The sequence below is a fragment of the Paenibacillus sp. J31R109 genome (genome assembly GCF_059692055.1).
Genome location: NZ_JCAUAR010000011.1, coordinates 79,926 through 105,236, shown reverse-complemented (window position 1 = coordinate 105,236; position 25,311 = coordinate 79,926). Strand labels below are relative to the sequence as shown.

Annotated in this window: 20 protein-coding genes; all 20 read left to right on the top strand. The window is 44.5% G+C overall.

The annotated features are described in order from the left end of the window. The first annotated feature begins 32 nt into the window (after nucleotides 1-32). The 20 genes from cobD (at nucleotide 33) to AC58QT_RS24140 (ending at nucleotide 25,140) form a co-directional block, all read left to right on the top strand. Entirely contained in the window at nucleotides 33-1,130 is a 1,098-nt protein-coding gene (gene cobD / locus AC58QT_RS24235; RefSeq protein WP_497411246.1) for a threonine-phosphate decarboxylase CobD, read from the top strand. Between the two features lie 2 nt (nucleotides 1,131-1,132). Continuing rightward, nucleotides 1,133-2,731, top strand: coding sequence for a cobyric acid synthase (locus tag AC58QT_RS24230; RefSeq protein ID WP_497411245.1), 1,599 nt, complete (start codon nucleotides 1,133-1,135; stop codon nucleotides 2,729-2,731). 1 nt (nucleotide 2,732) lies between these two features. After that, entirely contained in the window at nucleotides 2,733-3,302 is a 570-nt protein-coding gene (locus AC58QT_RS24225) for a cob(I)yrinic acid a,c-diamide adenosyltransferase (RefSeq protein ID WP_497281125.1), read from the top strand. Then, a complete protein-coding gene (locus AC58QT_RS24220) occupies nucleotides 3,299-4,240 on the top strand; it encodes an RluA family pseudouridine synthase (protein ID WP_497411244.1) in 942 nt (313 codons plus the stop codon). The genes AC58QT_RS24225 and AC58QT_RS24220 overlap by 4 nt, the downstream gene beginning before the upstream one ends. 127 nt (nucleotides 4,241-4,367) lie before the next feature. Then, nucleotides 4,368-4,733 (top strand): arsenate reductase family protein, encoded by a 366-nt coding sequence (locus AC58QT_RS24215; protein ID WP_497411243.1) that lies wholly within the window; start codon nucleotides 4,368-4,370, stop codon nucleotides 4,731-4,733. A gap of 1 nt (nucleotide 4,734) precedes the next feature. After that, a complete protein-coding gene (locus AC58QT_RS24210) occupies nucleotides 4,735-5,841 on the top strand; it encodes a site-2 protease family protein (protein WP_497411242.1) in 1,107 nt (368 codons plus the stop codon). 31 nt (nucleotides 5,842-5,872) lie between these two features. Next, nucleotides 5,873-7,048: an aminotransferase class I/II-fold pyridoxal phosphate-dependent enzyme gene (locus AC58QT_RS24205; protein WP_497411241.1), complete on the top strand. Its 1,176-nt coding sequence runs from the start codon at nucleotides 5,873-5,875 to the stop codon at nucleotides 7,046-7,048. A 90-nt stretch (nucleotides 7,049-7,138) separates the two neighbouring features. Continuing rightward, nucleotides 7,139-8,305: a DNA sulfur modification protein DndB gene (locus tag AC58QT_RS24200; protein ID WP_310501974.1), complete on the top strand. Its 1,167-nt coding sequence runs from the start codon at nucleotides 7,139-7,141 to the stop codon at nucleotides 8,303-8,305. Beyond that, a complete protein-coding gene (locus AC58QT_RS24195; RefSeq protein WP_310501973.1) occupies nucleotides 8,305-9,480 on the top strand; it encodes a DNA sulfur modification protein DndB in 1,176 nt (391 codons plus the stop codon). The genes AC58QT_RS24200 and AC58QT_RS24195 overlap by 1 nt, the downstream gene beginning before the upstream one ends. 172 nt (nucleotides 9,481-9,652) lie before the next feature. Beyond that, nucleotides 9,653-9,844, top strand: coding sequence for a hypothetical protein (locus AC58QT_RS24190; protein WP_310501972.1), 192 nt, complete (start codon nucleotides 9,653-9,655; stop codon nucleotides 9,842-9,844). Between the two features lie 168 nt (nucleotides 9,845-10,012). Then, nucleotides 10,013-10,240, top strand: coding sequence for a DUF7667 family protein (locus AC58QT_RS24185; protein ID WP_497281138.1), 228 nt, complete (start codon nucleotides 10,013-10,015; stop codon nucleotides 10,238-10,240). An 81-nt stretch (nucleotides 10,241-10,321) separates the two neighbouring features. Beyond that, nucleotides 10,322-13,564: a glycosyltransferase family 39 protein gene (locus AC58QT_RS24180; protein ID WP_497411240.1), complete on the top strand. Its 3,243-nt coding sequence runs from the start codon at nucleotides 10,322-10,324 to the stop codon at nucleotides 13,562-13,564. Nucleotides 13,565-13,728: 164 nt separating this feature from the next. Further along, the gene (gene ssuE / locus AC58QT_RS24175; RefSeq protein WP_497411239.1) at nucleotides 13,729-14,271 is read left to right on the top strand and encodes an NADPH-dependent FMN reductase; all 543 of its coding nucleotides are present in this window, start codon (nucleotides 13,729-13,731) and stop codon (nucleotides 14,269-14,271) included. Nucleotides 14,272-14,547: 276 nt separating this feature from the next. Further along, the gene (locus AC58QT_RS24170) at nucleotides 14,548-15,453 is read left to right on the top strand and encodes an ABC transporter permease (RefSeq protein WP_497411238.1); all 906 of its coding nucleotides are present in this window, start codon (nucleotides 14,548-14,550) and stop codon (nucleotides 15,451-15,453) included. A gap of 30 nt (nucleotides 15,454-15,483) precedes the next feature. Further along, complete coding sequence (locus AC58QT_RS24165; RefSeq protein ID WP_497411237.1) at nucleotides 15,484-16,359, top strand: carbohydrate ABC transporter permease; 876 nt, start codon at nucleotides 15,484-15,486, stop codon at nucleotides 16,357-16,359. A 64-nt stretch (nucleotides 16,360-16,423) separates the two neighbouring features. After that, nucleotides 16,424-18,037, top strand: coding sequence for a type 2 periplasmic-binding domain-containing protein (locus AC58QT_RS24160; RefSeq protein ID WP_497411236.1), 1,614 nt, complete (start codon nucleotides 16,424-16,426; stop codon nucleotides 18,035-18,037). Nucleotides 18,038-18,147: 110 nt separating this feature from the next. Next, nucleotides 18,148-20,331, top strand: a complete 2,184-nt coding sequence (locus AC58QT_RS24155; protein WP_497411235.1) for a helix-turn-helix domain-containing protein — start codon at nucleotides 18,148-18,150, stop codon at nucleotides 20,329-20,331. Nucleotides 20,332-20,373: 42 nt separating this feature from the next. Continuing rightward, on the top strand, nucleotides 20,374-22,557 hold the full coding sequence (locus AC58QT_RS24150) for an alpha-galactosidase (protein ID WP_497411234.1): 2,184 nt from the start codon (nucleotides 20,374-20,376) through the stop codon (nucleotides 22,555-22,557). A gap of 124 nt (nucleotides 22,558-22,681) precedes the next feature. Further along, on the top strand, nucleotides 22,682-23,557 hold the full coding sequence (locus AC58QT_RS24145; protein WP_310501968.1) for a 5'-3' exonuclease: 876 nt from the start codon (nucleotides 22,682-22,684) through the stop codon (nucleotides 23,555-23,557). Nucleotides 23,558-23,799: 242 nt separating this feature from the next. After that, complete coding sequence (locus AC58QT_RS24140) at nucleotides 23,800-25,140, top strand: ABC transporter substrate-binding protein (RefSeq protein ID WP_497411233.1); 1,341 nt, start codon at nucleotides 23,800-23,802, stop codon at nucleotides 25,138-25,140. Nucleotides 25,141-25,311: the final 171 nt, after the last annotated feature.

The following is a 25,311-nucleotide window of genomic DNA, read 5'->3' as shown; positions in this document are numbered from 1 at the left end:
GTGGGCTCTAATCTTTTTAGAAAGGAATGACTATGATGTTAGAGCGGTACGGTCACGGAGGTGATCTGTGGACGGCGGAGGAAGCTTTCAATCGGCCAAAGGAGCAGTTTCTAGATTACAGCTCGAACATGAATCCACTTGGGCCTCCGGACGTGGTCAAAGAGATTCTGAAAGCGAGCTGGCAAGATATTGTCAAATATCCAGATCCGGCTGTTCGTGAGCTCCGCCGAAGCTTATCACTGAAATACGAGATTGACCCGGATAGTATTTTAGTTGGCAATGGTGCTGCAGAGCTGATTGATTTGATCATTCGTGTAGTGAAGCCAAAGAGGACGGGACTTGCAAGGCCATCCTTCAGTGAATATGAAGAGGCAGTTCACAAAACGGGGGGTCAGGTAACTAACATCCCTTTACTCCCTCAGCATCAGTTCGAACTACAATGGCAGGATGTCGAAGCAGCGCTGCCAGCCCTTGATTTGTTTTTCCTAGGCCATCCCAACAACCCGACAGGTAAACTACTTCCTCAGAGCGTGATAACCAATCTGCTCCAGAGTCAACGGAAGCTTATTCTCGATGAGGCTTTTATGGATTTTGTTCCTCAGGAGTCGGAGCATTCGCTGCTTAAGCTTGCTTCAACAAGCCACGACCTGGTCGTGATCCGTTCGATGACGAAGTTTTATTCCATTCCAGGCATTCGTTTAGGTTTTATGGTGGCTCATCCTGATCTCATCCGGCAATTGCGACAGCAGCAGGTACAGTGGAGCGTGAATTATCTCGCGCAACGAATTGGCTCAAAAGTTCTTGAAGATACGACCTTTGAACAATCCAAGAGAGAGTGGCTCTGCGTCGAGAAGCCTTGGCTTATCGAGCAGCTAGCAGCATTAGGTCTGGAAGTCGCCCAGAGCGATGTGAATTTCCTCCTATTTTCATTCCCTGAATCGATGGGAATTCATATCAAACAAGCGCAACAACATATGGGTCATCAAGGGATTTTGATTCGGGATGCTTCGTTATTCGAAGGGTTAAATGAACGTTATTGTCGCGTAGCCATACGACTTCGGGAGGATAATGAGCGTTTACTCCAAGCCTTACGAAAGATGATGAGTGACTTATCTAGGAAAGGGGAATAGCCATGAGTGAATCACAATCATCGGTTCTCATGATTCAAGGCACAGCTTCCGATGTGGGCAAAAGTATTCTTACGGCAGCCTTATGCCGTATTTTTGTACAGGACGGCTGGTTGACCGCACCTTTTAAATCGCAAAATATGTCCCTCAACTCCTACATCACGTTTGATGGTAAAGAGATCGGCAGAGCGCAAGGTGTGCAAGCTGATGCTTGCCGGATTGTTGCAACGACGGACATGAATCCGATTCTGTTGAAGCCTAAGCAAGACATGGTCGCACAAGTGATTGTTCACGGTAAGCCCTATGCAGATTTGGATGCTAGAACATATAGAGAATCTTATCTGCCACGAGCGGAAGCTATTGTGAAAGAGGCTTTGGCACGCCTGCGCAGTGGGCATGACATTGTCGTTCTGGAAGGGGCAGGCAGTCCAGCTGAGGTCAATCTCAAGGATCGTGATATCGTCAATATGCGACTTGCTGGTTGGGCAGATTCACCTGTCGTGTTAGTTGCTGATATTGATCGTGGCGGGGTTTTCGCTTCGATTGTGGGTACGCTTGAGATATTAACTCCAGAGGAAAGAGACCGTGTAAAAGGCTTTATCATTAATAAATTCCGCGGAGATGTCAGCTTACTGAAGCCAGGCTTGGATTGGTTGGAAGAGCGCACGGGGAAGCCAGTACTCGGTGTAATTCCGTATTTACAGCAGCTTGGTATTGAGGACGAAGACTCGGCATCACTTGATTCTAAACGTGCACAAACCAGAAGATCGCCGAGCCGTCAGGGCAAACAAGATGATCAGTTGGACGTTGCTGTCATTCGCCTGCCTCGCCTTTCTAACTTCACGGATTTTGATCCGCTGCAAGAAGAATCCGACATTCATTTCCGATATATCGATTCGTTAGCAGAATGGGGCGAGCCGGATGTTGTTCTGATTCCTGGAAGTAAGAATACAATGGAAGACTTGCACTATCTGAAGGAATCAGGCTTAGCTGCGAGACTCATTTCTTTTGCTCAAAAGGAAGACGGTTGGATCGTTGGTATTTGTGCGGGGTATCAGATGCTAGGGGTTACCCTTTCGGATCCAGGCAAGTATGAATCCGAGCACGCTGAGCTCGAAGGTTTAGGGCTGTTGCCGACACAAACGGTGTTCACACCGGATAAACGAACAGTACGGATACAAGGCGTAAGCACGATTTTTGCAGAACAAGGCTCGGAACTCCCAATCGATGGCTATGAAATCCATATGGGACGAACGAATTACTTGCAAGATGTTGTTGCTCCATTCCAAATTGTTGAAACCAACGCTGCTGCCTCCTTACCTCTAGAACCCAGCTTACATCCGGATGGAGCAGTCACGTTAGATGGGCGTGTATGGGGAACCTATATCCACGGTATTTTACACAACGATGATTTCCGCAGATCTTGGTTAAATCACATTCGTTTACATAAAGGCTTAACCCCAGTCTCACAAGGACTTCGTTATAAAGAGCGCCGAGAAGCGGCGTTTGATCGATTGGCTGAGCACGTACGAGCTCACTTGGATATGACGCGAATCTATGAGATGATGGGCGTAACACATTTTACGAGGCAGGAGGGGTTCTGAGATGAAAATATATACGCGTACTGGAGATGCGGGACAAACAAGTGTGATTGGTGGTCGTGTGGACAAGGATGATGATCGCGTTGAAGCCTATGGGACAACAGATGAGCTGAATAGCTTCCTAGGTCAAGCGATGAGCTTCATGGATCCTGACAAATACCCAGACTTGTTGCCTGATTTACTGCAGGTTCAGCATGAATTGTTTGATTGCGGTTCAGATCTTGCGCTGTTGAAGCAGGATTTGCGTCCCTACAAGGTAACAGCAGAAATGGTGGATGCGTTAGAGGGTTGGATTGATAAATACGATGCGGAGACGCCTGACATCACACGTTTTATTTTGCCAGGAGGCGGGACTGTATCTTCGACTTTGCATGTTTGCCGCACGGTATGTCGAAGAGCTGAGCGTCTTGTCGTCACATTGGCGCGCACACAGGAGATTAATCCCGAGGTGCGCCGTTATTTGAACCGATTGTCCGACCTGTTCTTCACAATTGCCCGCACAGCGAACTTCCGCGAGGGGATTGCAGATGTGGAATATATACGCAGCGCTGAGGTGTTTAAACGTAAATCATGAGTTATTATGAACCATTAGTATACATTGTTCCGCCAGAGGAAGAAGGCTTCATTCTCAAAACGGTGCTGCAAAAAAGATTGATGGTCTCACGTAAATTGCTGTCCCGCATCAAACTAACGGAACGTGGGATCACGGTAAACGGGGAAAGGCAGTACATCAATATTAAAGTAAAGGCTGGCGACCGAGTGGAAATTCGGATGGAGGAGGAGCAGTCGGAGGATATTCTACCTCAGGAACTTCCGCTGCACATTCTGCATGAAGACGAGCATCTGCTCATCCTAGCCAAGGATGCGGGGATTATCGTACATCCGACACATGGCCATTATGTAAATACGATTGCGAATGGAGTTGTCTACCATTGGCAGCAAGCTGGGATAACGTGTCGTTTCCGCCCTGTCCATCGTCTGGACCAAGAAACCTCAGGCGTGCTCGCTATTGCGAAAACGCCTTATGTGCATCAACAAATTTCCGAGCAAATGATTCAGCATCTCGTGAAAAAAGAGTATCTCGCCTTCGTCTGGGGCACAGTTGCTGCGCCAACAGGGACGATAGATGAGCCTATTGATCGTGATGACGATCAGCCGCATGTACGTATTGTTAGGCCGGACGGATACCGTGCGGTGACCCACTATGAGGTCGTGAAACAGTTCGAGAAGGCGGCTCTTGTCCGGATTTGGCTGGAAACGGGGCGTACGCATCAAATACGTGTGCATATGCGACACTTAGGTCATCCGCTGCTGGGGGATAAGATGTACACATTGCCTCAGTATGGGGAGTTTGCAGCGGAACTAGAAGCTAGCGAACGCTTAAATCGTCAAGCGCTGCATGCGTACAAACTGGGCTTTGTGCACCCAGGAACACGGGAATGGACGGAGTTTAACGCGCCTTTACCGGTCGATTTGTCGGAACTTGAGCAATGGTTAGAAGAAAAAAGGTAATAAAACCGAAACCATTCCAATTTTTGGATGGTTTTTCTTTGCAATTACTTGACTTTCCTTGATAATTAGCCCAAAATTTTAAGTAGTTCTATTTCATCAACATACAGCATAAAGGAGTTATTACAACGTGGGAATTAAAGTGTATGGTTACGATAAATGCGGGACGTGCCGGAGTACTGTAAAGTGGCTGAAAGCACATGATATTGAAATAACAGAGCAGGTCCCTTTATTTGAAACGCCGCCTTCAGCGATAGAACTTGCAGAATTACTTAAGCTCAGTGGTTTAGAAATTAAGAAGTTCTTCAATACATCAGGTGAAGTCTACAAAGAGATGAATTTGAAAGACAAGCTGCCCGGCATGTCACAAGAACAAATGCTAGAATTACTTGCATCGAATGGTCGCTTAATTAAACGACCGATTGTAACGGATGGCCACAAAGTAACAGTTGGCTTCAAAGAAGAGGCATTTAAGGACGTCTGGGCGAAAGGGTGATGTGGACGTGGCAGACAACAAGAAACCAGCACGTAAGAAGTCACCACTAGCCATTGGCGGATTTATCGCTGTCCTCCTATCGCAAGGCAAGCTGCTGCTTACCGCTTTGAAGTTTGGGAAAGTTGGCGGCGCTGTCATCTCGATGTTTATCACGATCTGGGCATACGCTTATTTAGCGCCATTGCCGTTTGCGATTGGCTTGGTCCTTATGATTCTTATTCATGAGTTAGGTCATGTGCTTGCAGCGAAGATGAAGGGATTACCCGTTTCTGCACCCGTCTTCATCCCATTCCTCGGTGCACTGATCACGATGAAGAAAAACCCAAGGGATGCAGCAACAGAAGCCTTTATCGGCATTGGAGGTCCTATTTTGGGGACTCTCGGAGGCGTTGCCGCTTTCGGTGTAGGTGTGTATTTGGATTCAGCGGTGATCGTTTCCGTAGCGTACGCTGCTTTTTACTTAAATCTGATCAACTTGTTGCCCATACATCCCTTAGACGGCGGACGAATCTCAACAGCCGTAACACGCTGGTTATGGTTGGTTGGTTTAGTTGGCGGGCTCATTCTTATTATCTATCTCGATAGTTATTTCTCGAGTAAGATTATTTTCTTAATTATTTGGGCGATGTTTGCCTGGGATTTGTACAAGAAATACGTGCGGTATCGCCATAAAGAAGAACGTGTAACCGTGGCTACACGATTCGAATTTCCAGCCAATCATTTGCTTCAGCAAGGTTATATGATTCCAGGTGAGAGTCATACGCGTGACTTGGACTATATCACCTATTCAGAGCTGCAAGGACCAGGTGCAGGCCGACAAACCTTACATATGTCATGGCCAGCAATTGGATTTGAAGGGCACGCCTATTTGCCTGTACAAGCGATTGTGAAGAGAGTGCAATTGGTAAAAGCAGAACGTATGAATAAAGAGGACGGCTTGCATCTAGGTCTCCAGGTTCAAGTAGAATACTCCCCACTAGGGATGCAAGAGAGTTATTATGAAGTACCCGTTAAAACGCGTTGGAAGTTTGGGATCTCGTATTTGGTATTAATCTTATTTTTACTCTATATGATAAGACTCGTTCATCAGGTCGGTATCATTACCTAACATCACATTTCATATAATGAGGAAGCAATCCATGACATTTAAAGGTTCTAAGCGACTGCAACAGCTAGGCTCGGCTATTTTTTCGGAAGTAGCAGAATGGAAGAGAGAGGTTATGAACCAAGGGGTGGACGTCATAGATTTAGGTATAGGAAGTCCTGACCTGCCTCCCTCTAATCGCATTTTGGAAGCGATGGCTGAGGCCGTGCGCAACCCTGCTTATTACGGATACCCAACTTCGGAAGGAAGCTTAGCCTTTCGAGAAGCTGTTGCTAAATGGTATAACTTTCGCTTCGGGGTGGATCTTGATGCAGAAACCGAGATTCTAACCCTAATGGGCTCACAAGATGGGCTCGCTCACTTAGCGCTTTCACTCTGTGATCCTGGGGATATTGCCATTGTCCCTGATCCAGGGTATCCCATATATTCGGCAAGCCTTGTACTTGCAGGTGTTGAACCCTATTTACTACCGCTGCGTGCAGCAAATGATTATTTACCCCAACTAGAGGACATTCCAGATGACGTGGCTGCTAAGGCGAAATTCATCTTGCTTAACTATCCCAGCAATCCGTTGTCTGCTGTTGCAGATCGTGCCTTTTTTGAGCATTTGATAGCCTATGCCAAGAAGCAGGATTTGCTTGTTGTACACGATCTTGCCTATTCCGAAATGGCTTTTGATGGCTATAAGCCTATGAGTATTTTGGAAATTGAAGGTGCTAAGGAGGTTGCCATTGAATTCCATTCTTTATCTAAAAGCTTCAATATGGCTGGCTGTCGCATTGCATTTCTAACAGGGCATGGGGATGCGGTCAAAGCGCTTAAGACGCTCAAATCGAATATTGATTACGGCGTATTCGGGGCCATTCAGGCAGCTGGTATTGCAGCATTAGAAGAAGATATGGAAAACGATCACACTGTCTCAAGTGTGTATGAGAAGAGACGAAATGGTTTTATTTCGGCATTAAATAATGCGGGTTGGATTATTCCACCACCGAAAGCAACGATGTTTATTTGGGCTCCAATTCCCAAGGGTTGGACGTCTCGACAAATTTCCCGGGAAATGTTATTTCAAGCAGGTGTAGTTGTTATTCCTGGTGATGCATTTGGCGCTGAAGGAGAAGGATTTGTCCGTATTGCTTTAGTGCAAGATGAAGCTCGATTACTTGAGGCAGCAAGGCGTATAGGAGCTTGGCTTCAATCCTTAGAATGAAAGTTAGATATTTTGGCAAAAATAGGAGAATGAGAGACATATTTAGGTGTAAGGTTATGAGAAAATTTATACGTTGAAAGGGGTAAGCATATGGATGCCATTTCTTCACTATCGGAGTTGTTAGCTGAACAGAAGCCGTCATCGTACGTTGAGATTCCCGGGATTTTAGGCCAAACGTTCGGTCAAGCGACAATAGCAGCAACACTACCTATTAGCAAACTATTTTCTATTTTTGAGGTGGATTTAGAAGTACAACGTGCGATTATTCCGCGGAACCTCTCCAAGTTAATTGACTATGTGAATCTATATTTAGAAGATCGCCAGCCTATCTATTTCCCTGGCATTATTTTCTCAGCAAGAGGCGCAGGGCATTATGATGAGGATAATCAGGCTCTTCGACTACAGCCAATCGAGAAATTGTATGTCGTTGACGGCCAACATCGTTTGGCAGCTTTCCAGCGCATTATGGAAACACTGCAAAGTCAGATGGCGCGTGCGAAGGATCGTCGTGAATACGATAAAATGGAAGAGATTACGGAAAAGCTGCGCCGTTTATATGCGTTCCCAATCTCGACTATGACATACTTGGATATCAATGCGCGTCAAGAACGTCAATTGTTCTCAGATATTAACAAGCTTCCTCGTAAGCTTGGTGGGAACTTAGCTGTACTTCGCGATCAACGCCGGTTCTACCATGTTGCGGCAACTGAACTTGCGGCGAAAGCACCAGCTATGCAGAAGTTGACTGTCGACATGTTCTCCGAGCGTGGGAAATCACCGGAGTATCTGTTCTCCTACCACTTGTTAATTGAGATTCTAGTGGGCTTGTTTGAAGGTAGAATGAAATCAGCTGCCCGCAACAACAATTATCAATATGCCGATAAAGATTTACAGGAGCTAATCTCCCTAGCAGGCGGATATTTTAACGGTTTGTTGACTCACCTGCCGTCACCAACAAAGGGTGAAATCGTCTGGTCTGAGAATATCCAAATTGCGTTAGCCCTGTTCATGCACGAAGAAGCAACGAAAACAGGCAGCTTTAATCGCTATGCGCTAGAGCATGCTTTGAAAATATTGCCGCATGTGAATTGGAACAGCATTTATGCTGGGGAAGAAAAAGACCGTCTACCAAGGCGCACGCGGATTATGAAAGCTTACAACCATATTAAAAGCTTCTATCAAGAGCAGAATGCATTCCTAATCAGTGACGCTGACGCTTATAAAGCTAGTTTTGGGAATAAGGAGGACGTGAGCTAATGGAAGGATTACGCCTAAAAATGACTATCCATCCTTTCTGCGAAAGGTTCGGTCTTGCGACTGTAGCCTTGCGCGTTCAGGACTTGCTGAACTATACGATGATTGATCCGATGGTTCAACGGAAGCTGAGTAATATGCAGCGCCGGAAGATCTCCACTTATTTGCAAGAACGTGAGTTGGACCATGTGTTCTTCGGTCCTGTTACGCTATCACTTCGCGAGGTGAACCAGCTCTCCAAAGGAGCGAAGGAGTTCCTCTTGCGTCATGGCTCGAAACTATCCATTCTAGATGGTCAGCATCGTATTCTAGCACTGGGTTATGTGAACGATCAGATGCAAAAAGAAGTACGCCGTTATGAGAAGAAGCTGGCTCTGCTGAAGATTAAACAACGGAAGTTTAGTGACGATGCGGAGATTAAGCAAGAGGTTGAGGAAACAGAAGGTACCATTAATCAACTTGAGGGTAGACGTTTGGACCTGATGGAAACACAGCTTGCTGTGCAAATCTATATCGGCTTAACGGAGGAAGAAGAGCAACAGTTATTCGGCGATATCAACTCCAAAGTGCAGCTAGTTAGTAAGGAACTAGGACATTCCTTCGATTCCATCGATCCGCTTAATCTGGTTATCCAACAAGTTGTAGACCACAACGTGTATTTGAAGGCAGCGGGTGTAGAGAGACGCAGTAACTTGACCTCCTTTAACCGCAACTTTACATGCTTCAGCTGGTTGTATGCGACGGCGACGATGTTATTCTCAGGTAGAATGCAGCCTTCCTATGAATTGCAACGCAAGATTCGACATGATCCATCGACTTATGTGGAAATCTTGCATCAATTCTTCAACACCATCTTGCCAATGATGCCAGAGCAGCCAGGATTAGCGCAATATACTTCCGCGAATCGTGTCATTCAGGAGAGTATTGCCCTGTATGCCAATCGTTTCTTATTCCCGAATGGTGAATATAACGAAGAGTGGACACAGTCCTTGCAGTTGTTAGATGGCTTTGATTGGTCACATGACAATGAAGAGTTGATCTACGTATTCGGTTCTTTGGATAATGGGAAAATCAACCTCATTCACGAGAAATCATTGAAAAAGCATGCAAAACTCGTGCAATTCTTCCTAGAAGGCACGGATTCGGCAACAGATTCAGAAGAAGTATCCTCCGCATAATTGGAGATTGGCGGAAACCTTTCTATCTCAATGAAAGTTGAGAGATAGAAAGGTTTTTTTGCGTTTCTATACCAGACTCTTAAAATATACGCATCTAATTCTGCATCCGTCTATATCAAAAGTTTGAAACTAGCATACGATATCATATAAAGATTGAAGGGAGGAAAACACAATGAGTTGCTCTGTATATGCTACTTTGGCTCATGTTGGACTTGGTACGGTTATTACAATTCATGCAGGTACTACACCGAATCATCAAGGAAGATTTCTTGGTATCCAAAATGGTAATGTTGTAATTGCTAATAATAACGGTGTTGTATTCTATTTCCCAATTGATAAAATTGCTGTCGTTCATATTCCTTAATAATTGTACCCGATGGAAGCAACACAATAAGCAAGAGAGCGGACGAGCTCTCTTGCTTTCTCTTTTCATAATTCATTCAAGTGCGATTACTCTTTTCTGTTTTGAGTCACCTTACTTTGTCCATACTAGCTAATGAAAGCGACTTCACCGGGCAGGGGGCTAAGAGCGATGTTAGCCGTTCATCAACGTATGGCGGAATTATGGACACTACGCAGAGCCCGAGAGTTAACTCGAGGCGAGCAAGAAGAATTAATGCTGTGCATGGAAGCGAATGCGACTTATGTGTGGAATCGATTAAAATTAGAAAATTTATCGCTCTGCGCTTCCATTACAGGAGACTATGAGTGGTTGCATGACATTTGTGAGCGCATCGAAAAGATTGAACCCAAGCACTGACCTAGCGTCGGTGCTTTTTTCCTTTTCTGCAAGAGTGAGGACAGGTATAATGAGAATAGTTCATAGCTAAGGAGATGTCGCATGGTCAGCTGGTTCAAGCAAAGGGGAGTAGCTCCCTCTACATTCGTTTTATTAGGATTCATGCTTCTAATTGCCCTCATACTTAGACTTACTTTGGCACCTACATGGGTGGGCTATGATACGGACGTGCGAACGTTCATGGCATGGGCAGATCGGGCCTATACGGTAGGGTTAAAGGACTTATATACGAATGCCAAAGATTATTTCTTGGATTATCCTCCTGGCTACATGTATGTCCTATATGTGGTTGGCTTTTTACATCATAAGCTGTCCATTCCTTGGGAGAGTAGTAGCTCCTTAATCATCCTTAAACTGCCCGCAATCCTTGCGGATCTTGGAACGGTCTATCTGCTGTTTCGACTAGCGATCAGCAAACACGAAGGGGCACGTACATGGAAGCAGGCGCTCTGGATTGCTGCTTTATTTGCCTTCAACCCTGCCATATGGGCAAATTCTGCGGTATGGGGACAAGTAGATTCTTTTTTCATGTTATTTATTGTGGCCACTTTGTTGATGCAAATGAAAGGCAAACTGCCTCAAGCGGCCTTCTTTATCGCACTTGCTCTTTTACTTAAACCTCAAGCGCTGTTGTTTGGTATCTTCTTATTGATTGATGTGATACGTGCACGCAACGCCATGGTTTGGATATTGAGTGTTTTGACAGGACTAGCTACAATGGCTGTTCTTTCCCTTCCTTTTGCAATTGGCCGAGGTTATGGCTGGATGATTGAATTGTATTCGGGCACGCTAGCTTCTTATCCCTATGCTTCGCTCAACGCGTTTAATCTGTTTGCACTGCTTGGCGGAAATTTTGTAGACATTAACAGCGGTTTCTGGCATATGACTTATAAGTGGATCGGGCTCGTTTTGATGGTGCTGTCCATCCTATACGTCTGTCTACTCTACTGGCTGGGTAAGCAGCGGCGCGGAGCCGTATTGTACATATCCTTCTTATTTATCACGGCAATGTTTATGTGTATGACCAAAATGCACGAGCGCTATTTGCACTATGGCTTACTGCTAGCCTTAACGAGTTTTATTTATATGAAGGATCGGCGGATTCTGTGGCTTTTTATCGGCTTCAGTATCACGCATTTTATTAATATCGGTGATGTCCTCTTGCGAAGCTTTCATCAAGACTATCACATTCCGCGATATAACCCATTGATGCTGACGGTTTCGTGGATCAATGTTATGATGTTTGTCTATGCATGTATATTGGGATGGAGGCTTTTCGTGAAATCAGATCAAGATGGCCATGTGGAGGAGACAATACCTCCGGCCAACGACAAGGTAGACATGTTTCAAGTGGAAGATGACCCTGAAGTGAAAGCAACGCATATCAGAGAGACCTCACTATGGAAAGCAATATTCCATCCGACAGAGGATCATATAGAAAGAAGTAAGCGCGGACGCTTCTTCTCGCGTAAAGATGTTTTATATCTAGGCGCACTTGTGGTAGTCTATACGATTATTGCGCTGTTCCATCTCGGAGGGCACAAAGATCCCACTACGTTCTGGCAGCCTACACGTGGCGGAGAAGCGGTCATTGCTGATCTCGGCTCGCCGCATCAGATTACACGCATTAATAGTTTTGCTGGGGTTGGGGAAGGCGCCTACTCGTATTGGTTCTCGAATGATGGTGAGCAGTGGCAAGATGCGATGGCTGTTAAATCGGACCATACGAAGGTGTTCACCTGGCATACGGTTGAAGCCAATAAAGCAGCTCGTTATGTGAAAATTGTGATCGACACACAAGAAAGCGCTAAGCTGCATCTTCATGAAATTGGTATTTTCGGAGACGGAGGAACGACGCCGTTACCGATCACTAGTGTGAAGGAAGTCGATGTCGATGCTTCTGATAAGGGGAGTACAGCTCATTTATTTGATGAGGCGAGTGTTGTTCCATATACACCTACTTATATGAATGGTACTTATTTCGATGAGATCTATCATGCGAGAACGGCGTATGAGCATCTACACAAGATCGAGCCGTATGAAAGCACGCACCCACCGCTTGGCAAAATATTCATTTCTATCGGTATTTATGTGTTCGGTTTAAATCCGTTTGGATGGCGTATTATCGGCACACTATTCGGTGTTGGCATGATTCCTATTATGTATGTATTCGCTAAGCGGATGTTCGGCCGTTCGGAATATGCCTTTATTGCGGCTTTCTTACTTAGCTTTGATTTCATGCACTTTGCGCAAACCAGAATTTCCACGATTGATGTGTACGGTGTATTCTTTATCATGCTGATGTTCTATTTCATGTATCGGTATACGACACTGAGCTTCTTCCGTGAAAAGCTTTGGACGACCCTGATTCCGTTGGGACTATCCGGCCTATTCTTCGGCATCGGTGCGGCTTCCAAATGGATCGTTATTTATGGCGGTGCCGGCTTAGCCGTCCTGCTGTTTATCTCGCTCTTCGAGCGGTACAGAGAGTACCAATTTGCTAAGAGAGTACTAAGAGAGAATAGGCGTGATGAACCTGAAGTAGATGAGAGCGCCGCGGTGTACGAAGATCTTCTATCCGGAGAGGAATCGACGAAGCTCCAACGGGTACAGAAGCTTTTCGTACGAAACACACTGCTTACGATACTTTGGTGTGTACTCATGTTTGTTATCGTGCCGTTAGGTGTCTACACCTTATCCTATATCCCTTTCATGATGGTTCCAGGTCCTGGGCATCAATTGAAAGATGTTGTTACCTATCAGGTACATATGTACAAATACCATAAGGATTTGGTTGCCACACATCCGTTCTCCTCACCTTGGTGGGAGTGGCCGATGATGCTGCGTCCAATCTGGTATTACCAAGCGAAGCTTATGCCGCCGGGCATGCTTTCAAGTATCGTTTCATTCGGCAATCCACTGGTGTGGTGGCCTGGCTTCATAGCGGTGTTAATGTCCTTCTACATCGCGATCAAGCGCAAAGATAAGTTGCTGCGCGTGCTGCTTATTGCCTATTGCTCGCAATATTTACCGTGGATGTTGGTGCCGCGACTTACGTTTATTTATCACTATTTTGCCATGGTGCCGTTCCTAGTCCTGATCTTAACGTATTACATCAAAGACTACTTGGAACAAGGATCTCTGCACAAAAGAAGATGGGTTTACGGCTACTTAGCCGCCGTTTTCGTGCTATTCGCACTGTTTTACCCGATTCTATCGGGGATGATTATTCCATCGAAATATTCGTTCTTTCTAAGATGGATGCCGGGCTGGAATTTCTTTTGAGTCGACGGATTGACGTCCCTCATAAGCCATGGTAATATAATCCCAAGTGAATTACTATGAATTAAAATAAGTCGACCGAACAGCAGGAGACTCCCACTATGTATCGAACACATGGAGGCGAGTCTCTTTTTTCACCCACAAATTGCAAATGGAGAGTGAATCACATGGCGAAAGTAGTCATCATTTCAGGAAGTCCAACCCCAACCTCACGCTTACATGGTGTTATCGAAGTTGCGAAGAGCGAGCTTCAACTAGCTGGACTGGAAGTCGATTGGATCAAGGTTCGCGACCTGCCCCCTGAGGATTTGTTGTATGCCAAGTTTGATAGCGAGGCGATTGTGGATGCGAGTAAGCGAGTAGCAGAGGCTGACGCTGTTTTCGTAGCTACTCCCGTCTACAAAGCTTCGTATACAGGTGTATTGAAAGCTTTCCTAGATCTGTTGCCACAGAAAGGACTTGAGCGCAAAATCGTATTGCCATTAGCGGTTGGAGGCACTTACGCACATTTGCTTGCCATTGATTATGCACTTAAACCCGTGTTGTCTGTCCTAGGCGCGCAGAACATTCTGCAAGGTGTGTACGTGCTTGATAAACAAGTGACTTGGGGCGAACAAGGACAAGCGATTCTCGATGATGAAATCTCTTCCCGCTTGAACGAATCCCTAACGGAATTCATCCAAGAAATTAAGTGGCATACGAGCCGCTAAACGCATAGCTTGGTTTACAGAATAGGAGTTGTCCCAGAGGTCCATCATGACCTTGGGGCACTCCTTTTTTTGTGTTTACGTGTAGGTGAGTAGCGCGAAGTACCAATAATCGCTATTTTGTTGATTTTCACCATTTTGGGAATAGGGGTTTACTAGTGTTGAAAATCGGGATTTTAACGGAAATTGGCGATTGAACAGGGAGATTATAGACGATATATTGAGTCCAGATAAAAATGAAAACGCTAACAAAAATAAACCGAAGGGGGAAGCCGAGGCATGCAGATGACATTTAGGAAATACATGTCGCACAAATATTTTTTCATGATGTTAGTGCCAGTGTTACTTTATTATCTTATTTTTCACTATGCTCCTATCTATGGTGTGCTGATTGCTTTCCAGGATTTCAAAATTTTAAAAGGCATAATAGGAAGTAAATGGGTTGGCTTTGATAACTTCAAAGATCTATTTACCAGTATGTACTTCCTCCCTGTGCTTAGAAACACCCTAATTATTAATTTCTATAAGCTGTTATTTGGTTTTCCCGCCCCCATCATACTTGCGCTGATGATTAACGAAGTGAGATTCACCATTTTCAAAAGAGTCGTTCAAACGGTTAGTTATTTGCCCTATTTCCTATCATGGGTGGTTCTGGCCGGTATTATTATTGAGTTTCTATCACCAAGTCGAGGGCCAATCAATGTTGCCTTATCCATGTTGGATTATAAGCCAATATTCTTTATCGCCAGTGTGGATTGGTTCCGCTCTGTGTTGGTGAGCACTGAAATTTGGAAGACGATTGGATTTAATGCCATCATCTATCTGGCTGCCATGTCGGGGATTAATCCTGAGATGTATGAAGCTGCAGAAGTGGACGGTATTAACCGCATTCAAAAAATATGGTGGATTACACTGCCTTCGATCGCACCTGTCGTGGTCATTCTACTCATTCTAACATCCGGACAGATCATTAGTGATGATTTCGATCAAGTCTATAACTTGCTTAACGCCAAAGTCATGAGTGTCGGGGATGTGATCGGAACGTACACCTACAATGAAGGAATTTCCAAAATGAATTACAGCTATGCTGCTGCTGTAGGCTTATTCAAGAATGTGGTCGCGTTAGCGGTGGTCTTGTTCACGAATACGTTAGCCAAGCGTTTCAGTGATGAAACGATCTTCTAATAGGGCACAGTTTATTGAAAGGAGCCTCATATGACTCGTACATCGTTCCGATTATCAGATGCCATTTTTATGACCATCGTTTATGCATCACTCCTACTATTGACCATCATTACGTTACTTCCCTTTATGCAGGTCGTGACGTTATCCATGAGTCCAGCGCAAGTCATCAATAGCTATGGCTTTCATTTTATCCCTACCCAATTCGATTTCTCAGGCTACAAGCAAGTGATGAACAATTCCTTAATCTGGACGGCCTATGGGAACACAATCATGCGGACGGTTTTGGCGACCTTGTTGACAGTGAGTTTGACGTTTCTAGGGGCGTATCCCTTATCCAAAAAAACACTGCCACATCGCACTTTCTGGACAGGATTTGTCGTGCTCACGATGTTTTTCTCAGGCGGGTTAATTCCCTCTTATATTCTAGTGAAAAATCTAGGACTCATGAACAGTATGTGGGCCTTAATTTTACCTGGAGCGGTGAGTACGTTTCTGCTGCTCATTGTGAGGAATTTCGTGCATGAAATTCCTGAGGCTCTGGAAGAGTCCGCTAAGATGGATGGCGCGAATGATGTGACGATTTTGATCAAAATTATACTGCCACTCTCGCTGCCTGTGCTCGCCACGGTTTCCTTATATACGGCGGTCTATCATTGGAATGCTTGGTTTGATAGCATGCTCTATATTCAAACGGAGAAGAAGCAAGTCCTCCAATTAATTCTGAGGAAAATTATTCTTGATGGCGAGCTCAGTGCAGCTGGAACAGAGTCAAGTCAGATGGTGGTCAATACCCAGACAATGAAGATGGCCACATTAGTTGTTTCCATTCTCCCGATTCTTTGTGTGTATCCGTTCGTGCAGAAATATTTTGTGAAAGGGACGCTAATCGGCTCCATTAAAGGGTAGTATCGGATTGGTTATATCCCGCAGGTTGCGGGTTTAACGTATAATTACAATAGGGAGGGTTTATATGTCGAAGCAAATGCGTAAAAGTTTTTCAGTGATTCTGGCTGCAACCGTACTGGTTGGGGTCATTGCAGGGTGCTCCAAAGAGACAACAACAGCCCTGGACACCAAGAAACCAGAAGCGACCACAAGTGCGTCTAAAGAACCGGTTACTATGGAATGGCTTGCCTACAACTCATTCTCCGAACCAGATCAGGATTCGAAGGTTGTGCAAATGGTTTCCGAGAAATTTAATGCCAAATTTAAGTTCTGGTTCGTCGATTCGCAGAAATGGAATGATAATTTGAACGTGAAGTTGGCTGCTGGAGAAATGCCTGATGTCATGCAGGTTAGAAGCCCTGTGGGTACCTATGTGTCCAATGGTGTGCTTGCTCCGATTGCTGATGAAACCATTCGTAAATTTGCACCGAACTATGCCAAGCTCATTGATAAATATAACTTATGGAATACGGTTAAGTACGAGGGTAAAATTTATGGTCTGCCGAGTCTGAATGTGAATGGCGACTATCCGACTGTCTTGGTCTGGCGTCAAGATTGGCTTACCAAGGTTGGTATTACGAAGGTACCTGAAACCATACAAGAATTCGAAGATGCGCTAGTCAAAATTCGCAATAATGATCCCGATGGCAATGGGAAAAAGGACACGTACGGATTCTCTGATTTTGCCCTTCCTGCCATTCTAGGGGCATTTGGTTCTCCTGGTCTCACAGAGGTGAAAAGCGCGGCTGTTCAGAACAAAGAGAATCTGATCTATATGGAGAAAGACGGCAAGATCACCTTCGCTGCGATTCAACCGGAAATGAAGGAAGCGTTAACCCTTTTAAGCAAATGGTACAAAATGGATCTGATTGATCCGGAGATGATTACATCGGAGAATACAGGGGGTTACGGCTTTGACTCCCAAGCCTTCTATAACAATCGCATTGGGCTCACAGGGAAAGGGATGTTCTATCACTGGCGTAATGTGATCGATGCTGCCAATCCGGAGGATAAAGGCGGCGGACAATATGTCAATCTTAAAAAGTCGCAGCCAACAGCAGAAATTGCTCTCGGTAAAGCGCCTGTTGGGCCTAAAGGAGCATCGGGTACACCGCAATGGGGTGTGAATTCAACGACACTTGGTATAACAGTAAAAGGAGCAAAAGATCCACGTAAAATGGAAACGTTCTTGAAAATGATTGAAGCAAGTGCAACGGATATCGAATATTACAAAACCGTATTCAGAGGCTGGAAAGGCGAAGCCTGGAAGGAAGAGAACGGCAGATTCATCAATTTAAGTGCTTCCGTACCAGCCGCAGAATTCATGAAAAAAGGCGGGCAAGTGTTTAATATTATTAACGTACCCGAATTCGATAAAAGCATGGATAAATTCAATTATGATTTCGGCGATAAGGTTAAACCCAAAGGCTATTTGAATATGGCAGTGCCTTCCGTGGAATCGCACGTTAAATATGCGACGAATTTAACAAAGTTGACCGTTCAAACGTATTTCAAGATCATCTTAGGCGAAGCAAGTCCAGACAGCTTCGATGACTACGTGAAAACGTTTAAAGCGAATGGTGGAGATGCGATTGAGAAAGAGGTCAACGAAGCTTATAAGAAAATGCTAGGGAAATAGAAGAGATTTATGCCAAAGGAAGAGGCTGACAGTTTAGCCAGCCTCTTCAATCCATAACCATTTCTTGCTATACTGAACTGAAAAACGGATAGAAGAAGTGTGGAGGGGCAATGAAACAAACTCTACTGATCCAGAAGAAGGTTTTCACACGGTTATATTGGACGAATATACTTACCGTCATTCTGATTACGGTTGTTCCAGTCAGCATTTATTATCAATATTTTGCAAAGGCTTACACAAGTGAATTAGAAAAATTTAATCAACAAACGGTCGTTCAGTTTCGGCAATCCATTGATCAGCAATTTGTGAAGGAAAGTATCTCTACTTTAAATCGCAGCGCTGTAGATGGGGGACAAGACTCTATTTTGCTCTATCCCATGAGCCATACCATTCGCAATGATTCCTCTACGATTATCGGGATCGTTTCCCAGTTAGATTTTATTCAAAGAGATTTAAACTTTGTGAAATCCATTGATGTCTACTACAAAACGGACAATGTTTTATTTTATGATAATAAATTTTGCTTTCTGAGTTCTAGTACGTGTGACATCGGCTCAAGGAGAGAGTGGTTGGATTGGTTTCAGCAGAATGATGTGCAGATTTCGTGGATGCCGCCTCGGCCCATTCAAGGACAGGGCTCTGACAGAGTGATTACGCATGTTCGCAGTGTTCCTTATTTTGCTGCCTTCGGAAATCGAAAAGCTATTGTGGCCATTAACATTTATGAAAGTGCGCTCAAAAAATCCTTGCAGTCTGTCATGAATGCATCGGATGGTGTGTTAATTATTATTGATGATCAAGGCAACTTCATAGCGGATAACCAAGAAACGAATGGGATCGAGGATATCCAGAAGGATCAAAGTGGTTGGCTTCAGAAAGTGCTAGCTTCGGACCAAAGCAACATGTTTATCAATCAAATCGCTGGCAAATCGATGATGGTTTCATCGGTCCACTCGGATTATAACAGTTGGCGCTATGTGGCTTTAGCTAATACAGATGTTTTTTACAAAAAGGCGAATGAATTAAGGAATTGGACACTTTCAATCGGGATCTTATTTCTGCTCGGGAGTATTACATTCACGATTCTGCTTAGTCGCCGCGCGCATAGACCCTTACGCAGTGTGTTAAGTGATTTACATCAGAAAGTTGAGAACAATAAGCCAATTATTAGACACAACCTCATTATGAGCTTGCTGTATGACGATCTCCCAATGAATCGTGAAGAGCTTGCTGATATGCTGGATACACAGCCTGGTTGGGAGCAAGTTTTTTGTTTTATTGTGAAGGTACCTCAGAAAGAAGATTTTGAGAATGAACAGCTGCTCTCCTATCATCTCATTGATCTATTCCAGGTGGAACAGGACCTTGGATTTCAAATCTGGGCCATTAAAGATTATGGTCGACGCATTATTGGTATTGTGAATTGCACGGTGAATCAGAAGCATGCAGCGATAGCTTATGTAGAAGAGAAAGTTAAAGTCGTGTATGAAAGTGATTTTGTAATCGCCTATGGCAACGAACATAGCAGAGATGCTCGTCCTGTTTCCGCTTCTTACCGGGAAGCCCTTGAGGCCCTTTCCTATACCTTTATACTTCCGGAAGAGACAATTATTTCGTATGCCAAACTGGATGTTGCTGGTCGAAAGCGTACAGGGAGCTCCGTTCTCATTTTGGATGAAATTGAAGATTGCATTCGTGCCTGTGATGGTAAAAAAGCTTATCAGCTACTTAGCATGATGTCCGAAGATATCAGAAATGACCACTATTCGATCACCTATTGCAAAAACTTGCTATCTGATATCGTAACGACGATTCGTAAAGTTGTGAAGTCGATGGGGTTTAGTTCAACGCAACTATTCGGTTATGACATTCGAGAAAAGCTGGAGGAAGTTCCTCATATCCATGACTTTACGGAATGGGCGAATGAATTACTTCAAACCGCTATTGCAACCATTGAAGATAGAAAGATGAGCATCGACCACAATCTTGAAATTAGGGTGAAAAGCTATATCGAAGAGCATTTGTTCGAAGATATCAGCTTGGAGATGGTTGCTGATCACATGAAAGTAAGTGCAAATTATTTAGGGAAGCTTTTTAAGAAAATTACAGGGGTTAAATTTACGGAATATATGACGGAACGGAAACTTACAGAAGCCGTTAAATTGTTAAGAGAAAAACAGCTCGCCGTGAATGAAATTGCTAGCAAGTTAGGTTATAGCTCCGCGAACCATTTTATTCGCATTTTTAAGGAGAAATACGGAGAAACACCGAAGCAATATCAGAAGTGGTTATAAGTGCTGAGATAGGAAGAGTCAGCTTCATAAGGAGAGATTAAAGTGCCTAATACCGATTATGATCAAGTCGTTTTACAGAGCGGACTCCTTACTCGTATTCTGGATTTGTCTGAGGCGGGAATTGTTACTACTAGTTTACTTGTCAATGGAACCGAGTGGTTGGACGCAGGGAAAGAGTTTAAGGTGTCTCTTCGCTATCAGACAACGGATAAGCCACCAATGGGGATACAAGGAAGCGAGGATAGCATCATAGAAACGACGGCTACATTCAGTAAGACAGATGAATTGGCTGTATCTGATACCGGGGAATGGAAAGCGGATGATGCGAATTGGAGCGATTCATTCCTTATTGACGGTAGCGCGGAGAGTCAATTATTTCCTCGGTCTAAGAAGGTTACAAATGAGATTCAGGGGAATGGCATTGAATGTTGGAACGTGGAGTTGACGGACTGGAATGATCCTACTTTTGCTCAAGTTCGCATTATCCTTCATTATGAATTGTATTCACATCATTCTGCTATCCGTAAGAAGTTGATTGTGCACAATGAAAGTGCCAACTGGCTTAAGATGGATGAAGTCATGATTGAAGGGCAACGTTTGCTTAACTGCCGTCCTGCAACTGAATATACGCCATCTGGGAGAGGCGCACAGTCTAGCATTTTGGCACTTGAGAACACGGATCATACGCAAGGTATTATCTTAGGCAGTGAGATTCCTTCGGCGCTTCGTTATGTAGATGGCAGAGGCGCGATGGGCTATCATCCAGACTATTTTGAATGGGTGCTTGGACCAGGGGAGCATTTTGAAAGCGAAGGAACGTTCTACTACGGATGTTCTGGTAAGACATGCGATACGGGAGCGGGCTTGTCCAAGCCAGTAGATAGGGCAATAGAAAGTGAGTTTCAATCTTTCTTGCGTCATGAACTGCAATTGGCGCGTGCTCCCATTGAACGAATCGCACCTCTGTGGTGTACATGGTCCAATTTCGGACCGAACATTGACCAGTCTATTATCCTAGAGTTAGCCGATTTGGCAGTACAAGCAGGATTTAAAACGATGCAAATTGATGATGGTTGGCAGCGTGGGCGTCTGGGGACAGAGCCTGACCTCGCGTTATTTCCTGATTTTAAAGGCATGTGTGAGTCTATCAAGGCTTCTGGTCTAGAGTTGGGACTGTGGGTGTCCACATTCCGTGATGAGCAATCGAAGGATCTAAGAGATGTTCCTGAGGGACTCAGCGTCCCGTGGCTCAAACGATTAGGTGGTTATGGGATGAGCTTTACAAGCCCGTGGCGAGACTATTATGCGGATGATCTTGTGGCGCTCTCCGAGAAATATGGCGTATCGTATTACAAACAAGACTTCACCAATATTAAATTCGGCGATATCGCACAAGGCCATGAGAGCCGAACACGCAAGGAATCCTTGCTCCGCGGTCTCCGCGGCCTTCTAGCGGCGCAAGATCGCATTCGAGCAGGAAGCCCTGGCATTACGCTTGAAATAACCCATGAAATTTATTGGGGAACACCAGGGGTACCTTGTGATCTTGCGGCACTTCAGCATGCGGATACGTATCATATTCCACCTAATGACTACTCCGGAGTAGGTCATTGGAAGGAGCGTTATCGTGAGGACTGGGACTACGATCCGAAGCAGCTTAGCGAGCAACTGATCGCAGGTTGTTACCAGGCACGTGTTCAGCTGTATGCTCACCGCGGATTACCGTTGCAATGTATTGAATATTATGGTGCAGCAACCGTGAATGTGCGAGGAAGCTTGACTACACAAATTCAGGATAGACAAATCTGCTCTTGGTTGATGGGAGCGCCGCAGCTATTTGCCGGAGATTTGACCTCTTTGAGCGAAGAGAATCTTAACCATTATAAACAGCGGTTTGACTTGTTAAAAAGGTTGCAAAAGGATTATGATATTTACCGCCACTTTCAGTTTAGTGGAGTCCCAGAGCCTACTGACAAGGATTGGCATTGGTGGGGGAAACTGAATTCGAGTGGCGAAGGTGTTGTCGTAGCGCTGCGGGGAGACGTGAAATCGGAATCGTGCGTTATATGTATCCCTTGGGTGAAGCCTGAGTGTACCTATCAAGTGAGGCTGTTATTTGTAGATTTCGAAGTAGGAACATTCACAGGGCGTGAATTGCAAGAAGGGGCTTGTGTCTTAACGCTGCCTATCTATGGTCAGGAGATTATTGAACTCAAGAGGTGCTAGATAGTTTACTACCCGTCATTGGTAACTTTTACTGATGACGGGTTTTTGCGTGTCGAGAGCATATGTCCCGTGCTATACTACTCGTAACGAATTCATATTTTCACAGGAATAGGAGCTATTATCAATGTCACAAAATTCATCTGAATCTGTGCTGCTCGTAGACGGCATGGCCTTATTATTTCGCGGTTATTATGCAACATCATCAAGTGGTTATATCATGAGAACGGATCACGGTGTGCCGATTAACGGTGTTTATGGATTTCTGAAATATTTGCTTGATGCGATCGGCACATTCAAACCGACACACGTTGTGTGCTGCTGGGATATGGGAAGCAAGACCTTCCGGACGGAGAAATTTGACGCCTATAAAGCGAATCGCGGCCCTGCTCCTGAAGAATTAATTCCCCAATTTGATCTGGTCAAAGAAGTGACAGCCAGCTTTAATATTCCGAATGTAGGCGTTGTTGGCTTTGAAGCGGATGATTGTATCGGCACATTGGCTCGTACATACAGCCCGGAGACGAAAGTGCAAATCTTAACGGGCGATCATGATATGCTCCAGCTTGTCAATGAGAACACGGAAGTCATTATTATGAAAAAAGGGCAATCCAACTACATGGTGTACACGCTAGAAACGCTCATGGAGGAGAAAAGCCTAACGCCAGCTCAAATCATTGATTTGAAGGGATTAACGGGGGATACCGCGGATAATTATCCAGGGGTTAAAGGCATTGGGGAGAAAACAGCAACGAAGCTGCTTAACGAATATGTGAATATTGCTGGAATCCTCGAGAACTTAGCTGCACTTCCGAAGGGCGTGCGTGCGAAGATCGAAGCGGAGCTGGATATGCTGCATCTTTCGTTGGATTTGGCGACGATTCGCTTGGATGCGCCTGTTGCTTGTGCGCTGGAAGATTGCGCGTGGGCGATGGATCGGGAGAAGGTCATTAGCAAATTTGATGAAATTGCGTATAAAGGATTAGTCAGATTGATCGGATGAGAGATCGGATGAGAGTTCTGATAAGAGACAGTGCCTGTAATCGGGTATTGTCTTTTTTATTATCCAATATATGGAAAAGTAGAAGCAAGATAGGGAGTAAGTTGACCGAGTTCACACACAGCGTAAACGGAAAATTGAACAAAGAAGACGGTTTTTTTAATTACGGGATGTTAATTTTTAGCAGATAATAGAAATGTAAGCGATTACGGTTTTGAAATGTACGTACAAAGGGGAGAAAAACCATGAAAAAGGCAGTAGTTACATTAATGTCATTATCCATGATTTTTACAGCAACCGCTTGTTCTTCGGGTACTTCGAGTAACCCAAGTGGAGGAGCTACAACAGCGCCAACAACAACAACGACTCCTAGTGCAACAGTAAGTGCAAGTAAGGAACCTGTAAAGCTTCGTATGGCCTGGTGGGGTGGTCAAGCGCGCCACGATTATACGCTGAAAGTAATCGAAATGTATGAGAAATCACATCCCAATGTGAAAATCGAAGCTGAATATGCAGCTTTCGATGATTACTGGAAGAAGCTTGCTCCTCAAGCAGCTGCGAATCAACTCCCAGATATTATACAGATGGATATCTCTTATTTGACACAATATGGTGGAAGAAACCAATTAGCAGATTTAACAACTTTTACGAAGAATAAAATTCTTAACGTGGACGACGTAAGCCCGAATGCAGTTTCAGGTGGTCAAGTCGGCGGGAAGCTCGTCGCTATGAACTTAGGGGTTAATGCTTTAACCAGCATTATGGACTTCGAAATGTTGAAAAAAGCGAATATTACGCCTCCTGAAAAGAACTGGACATGGAGTGATATGGACGCGATTACGGCCAAAGCGAAAGCTGCGGGCAAAATTACGGGCGGCTTCCGAGATGACGTTTTCTTCCCGTATTACCTGCGTACGCTTGGCCAAAAAATGTACAACGCAGAAGGTACAGCTCTTGGTTATACCGACGATAAGCTGTTTGTTGATTATTTTAACCGCTCTCAGAAATATTATGACGCGGGCAGCGTACTGGCGCTTGATAAAGCTGCGCAGAAGAAAGGTACACCTGAAGATGACGAGTTGACATTGGGTAATTCTATTTCCTCCAATGGTTGGTCTAATCAGTTTATTGGTCTAGCTACGGCGTCTAAACGTGAGCTTGTCTTGCAGCCAATGCCAGGTCCTGATGCAAACAAAGGGTTATTCCTCAAACCGAGTATGTATTGGTCCATCGCAAGCAGCTCCAAACAGCAAGAAGAAGCAGCGAAATTCATCGATTTCTGGATCAATGATATTGAAGCGAATAAAATCATTAAAGGCGAGCGCGGTGTACCTGTAGCTTCCAAAGTGAAAGAAGCTTTAAAACCGTTATTGAGCCCAAATGAGATCAAAGTATTCGACTATGTCGCATGGGCTGAGAAAAACAGCGCACCGATGGATCCTCCGAATCCAGTCGGTTCCATCGAGATCGAGAAGCTGCTTAAAGATACTGCGGAGAAAATCATGTACAAGAAAATGACCGTGCAAGAAGGGGCAACATCTTTCCGTAAAGAAGCTACAGCTATTTTGGACAAAAATAAAAAATAATATGAGGTTTTAATAACAGGTACCCAACCTAAACACGTCCAAAATGTGTTTAGGCATGGGGTACCTGTTTAACTTTTTCAAAAATTTGAACATGAAGATTACAAAAAGTTGAATTGTAAGAAGCAGGATTGATGTTAAAATGTGGTATAATCGAGTGCATTTTAAGATGAA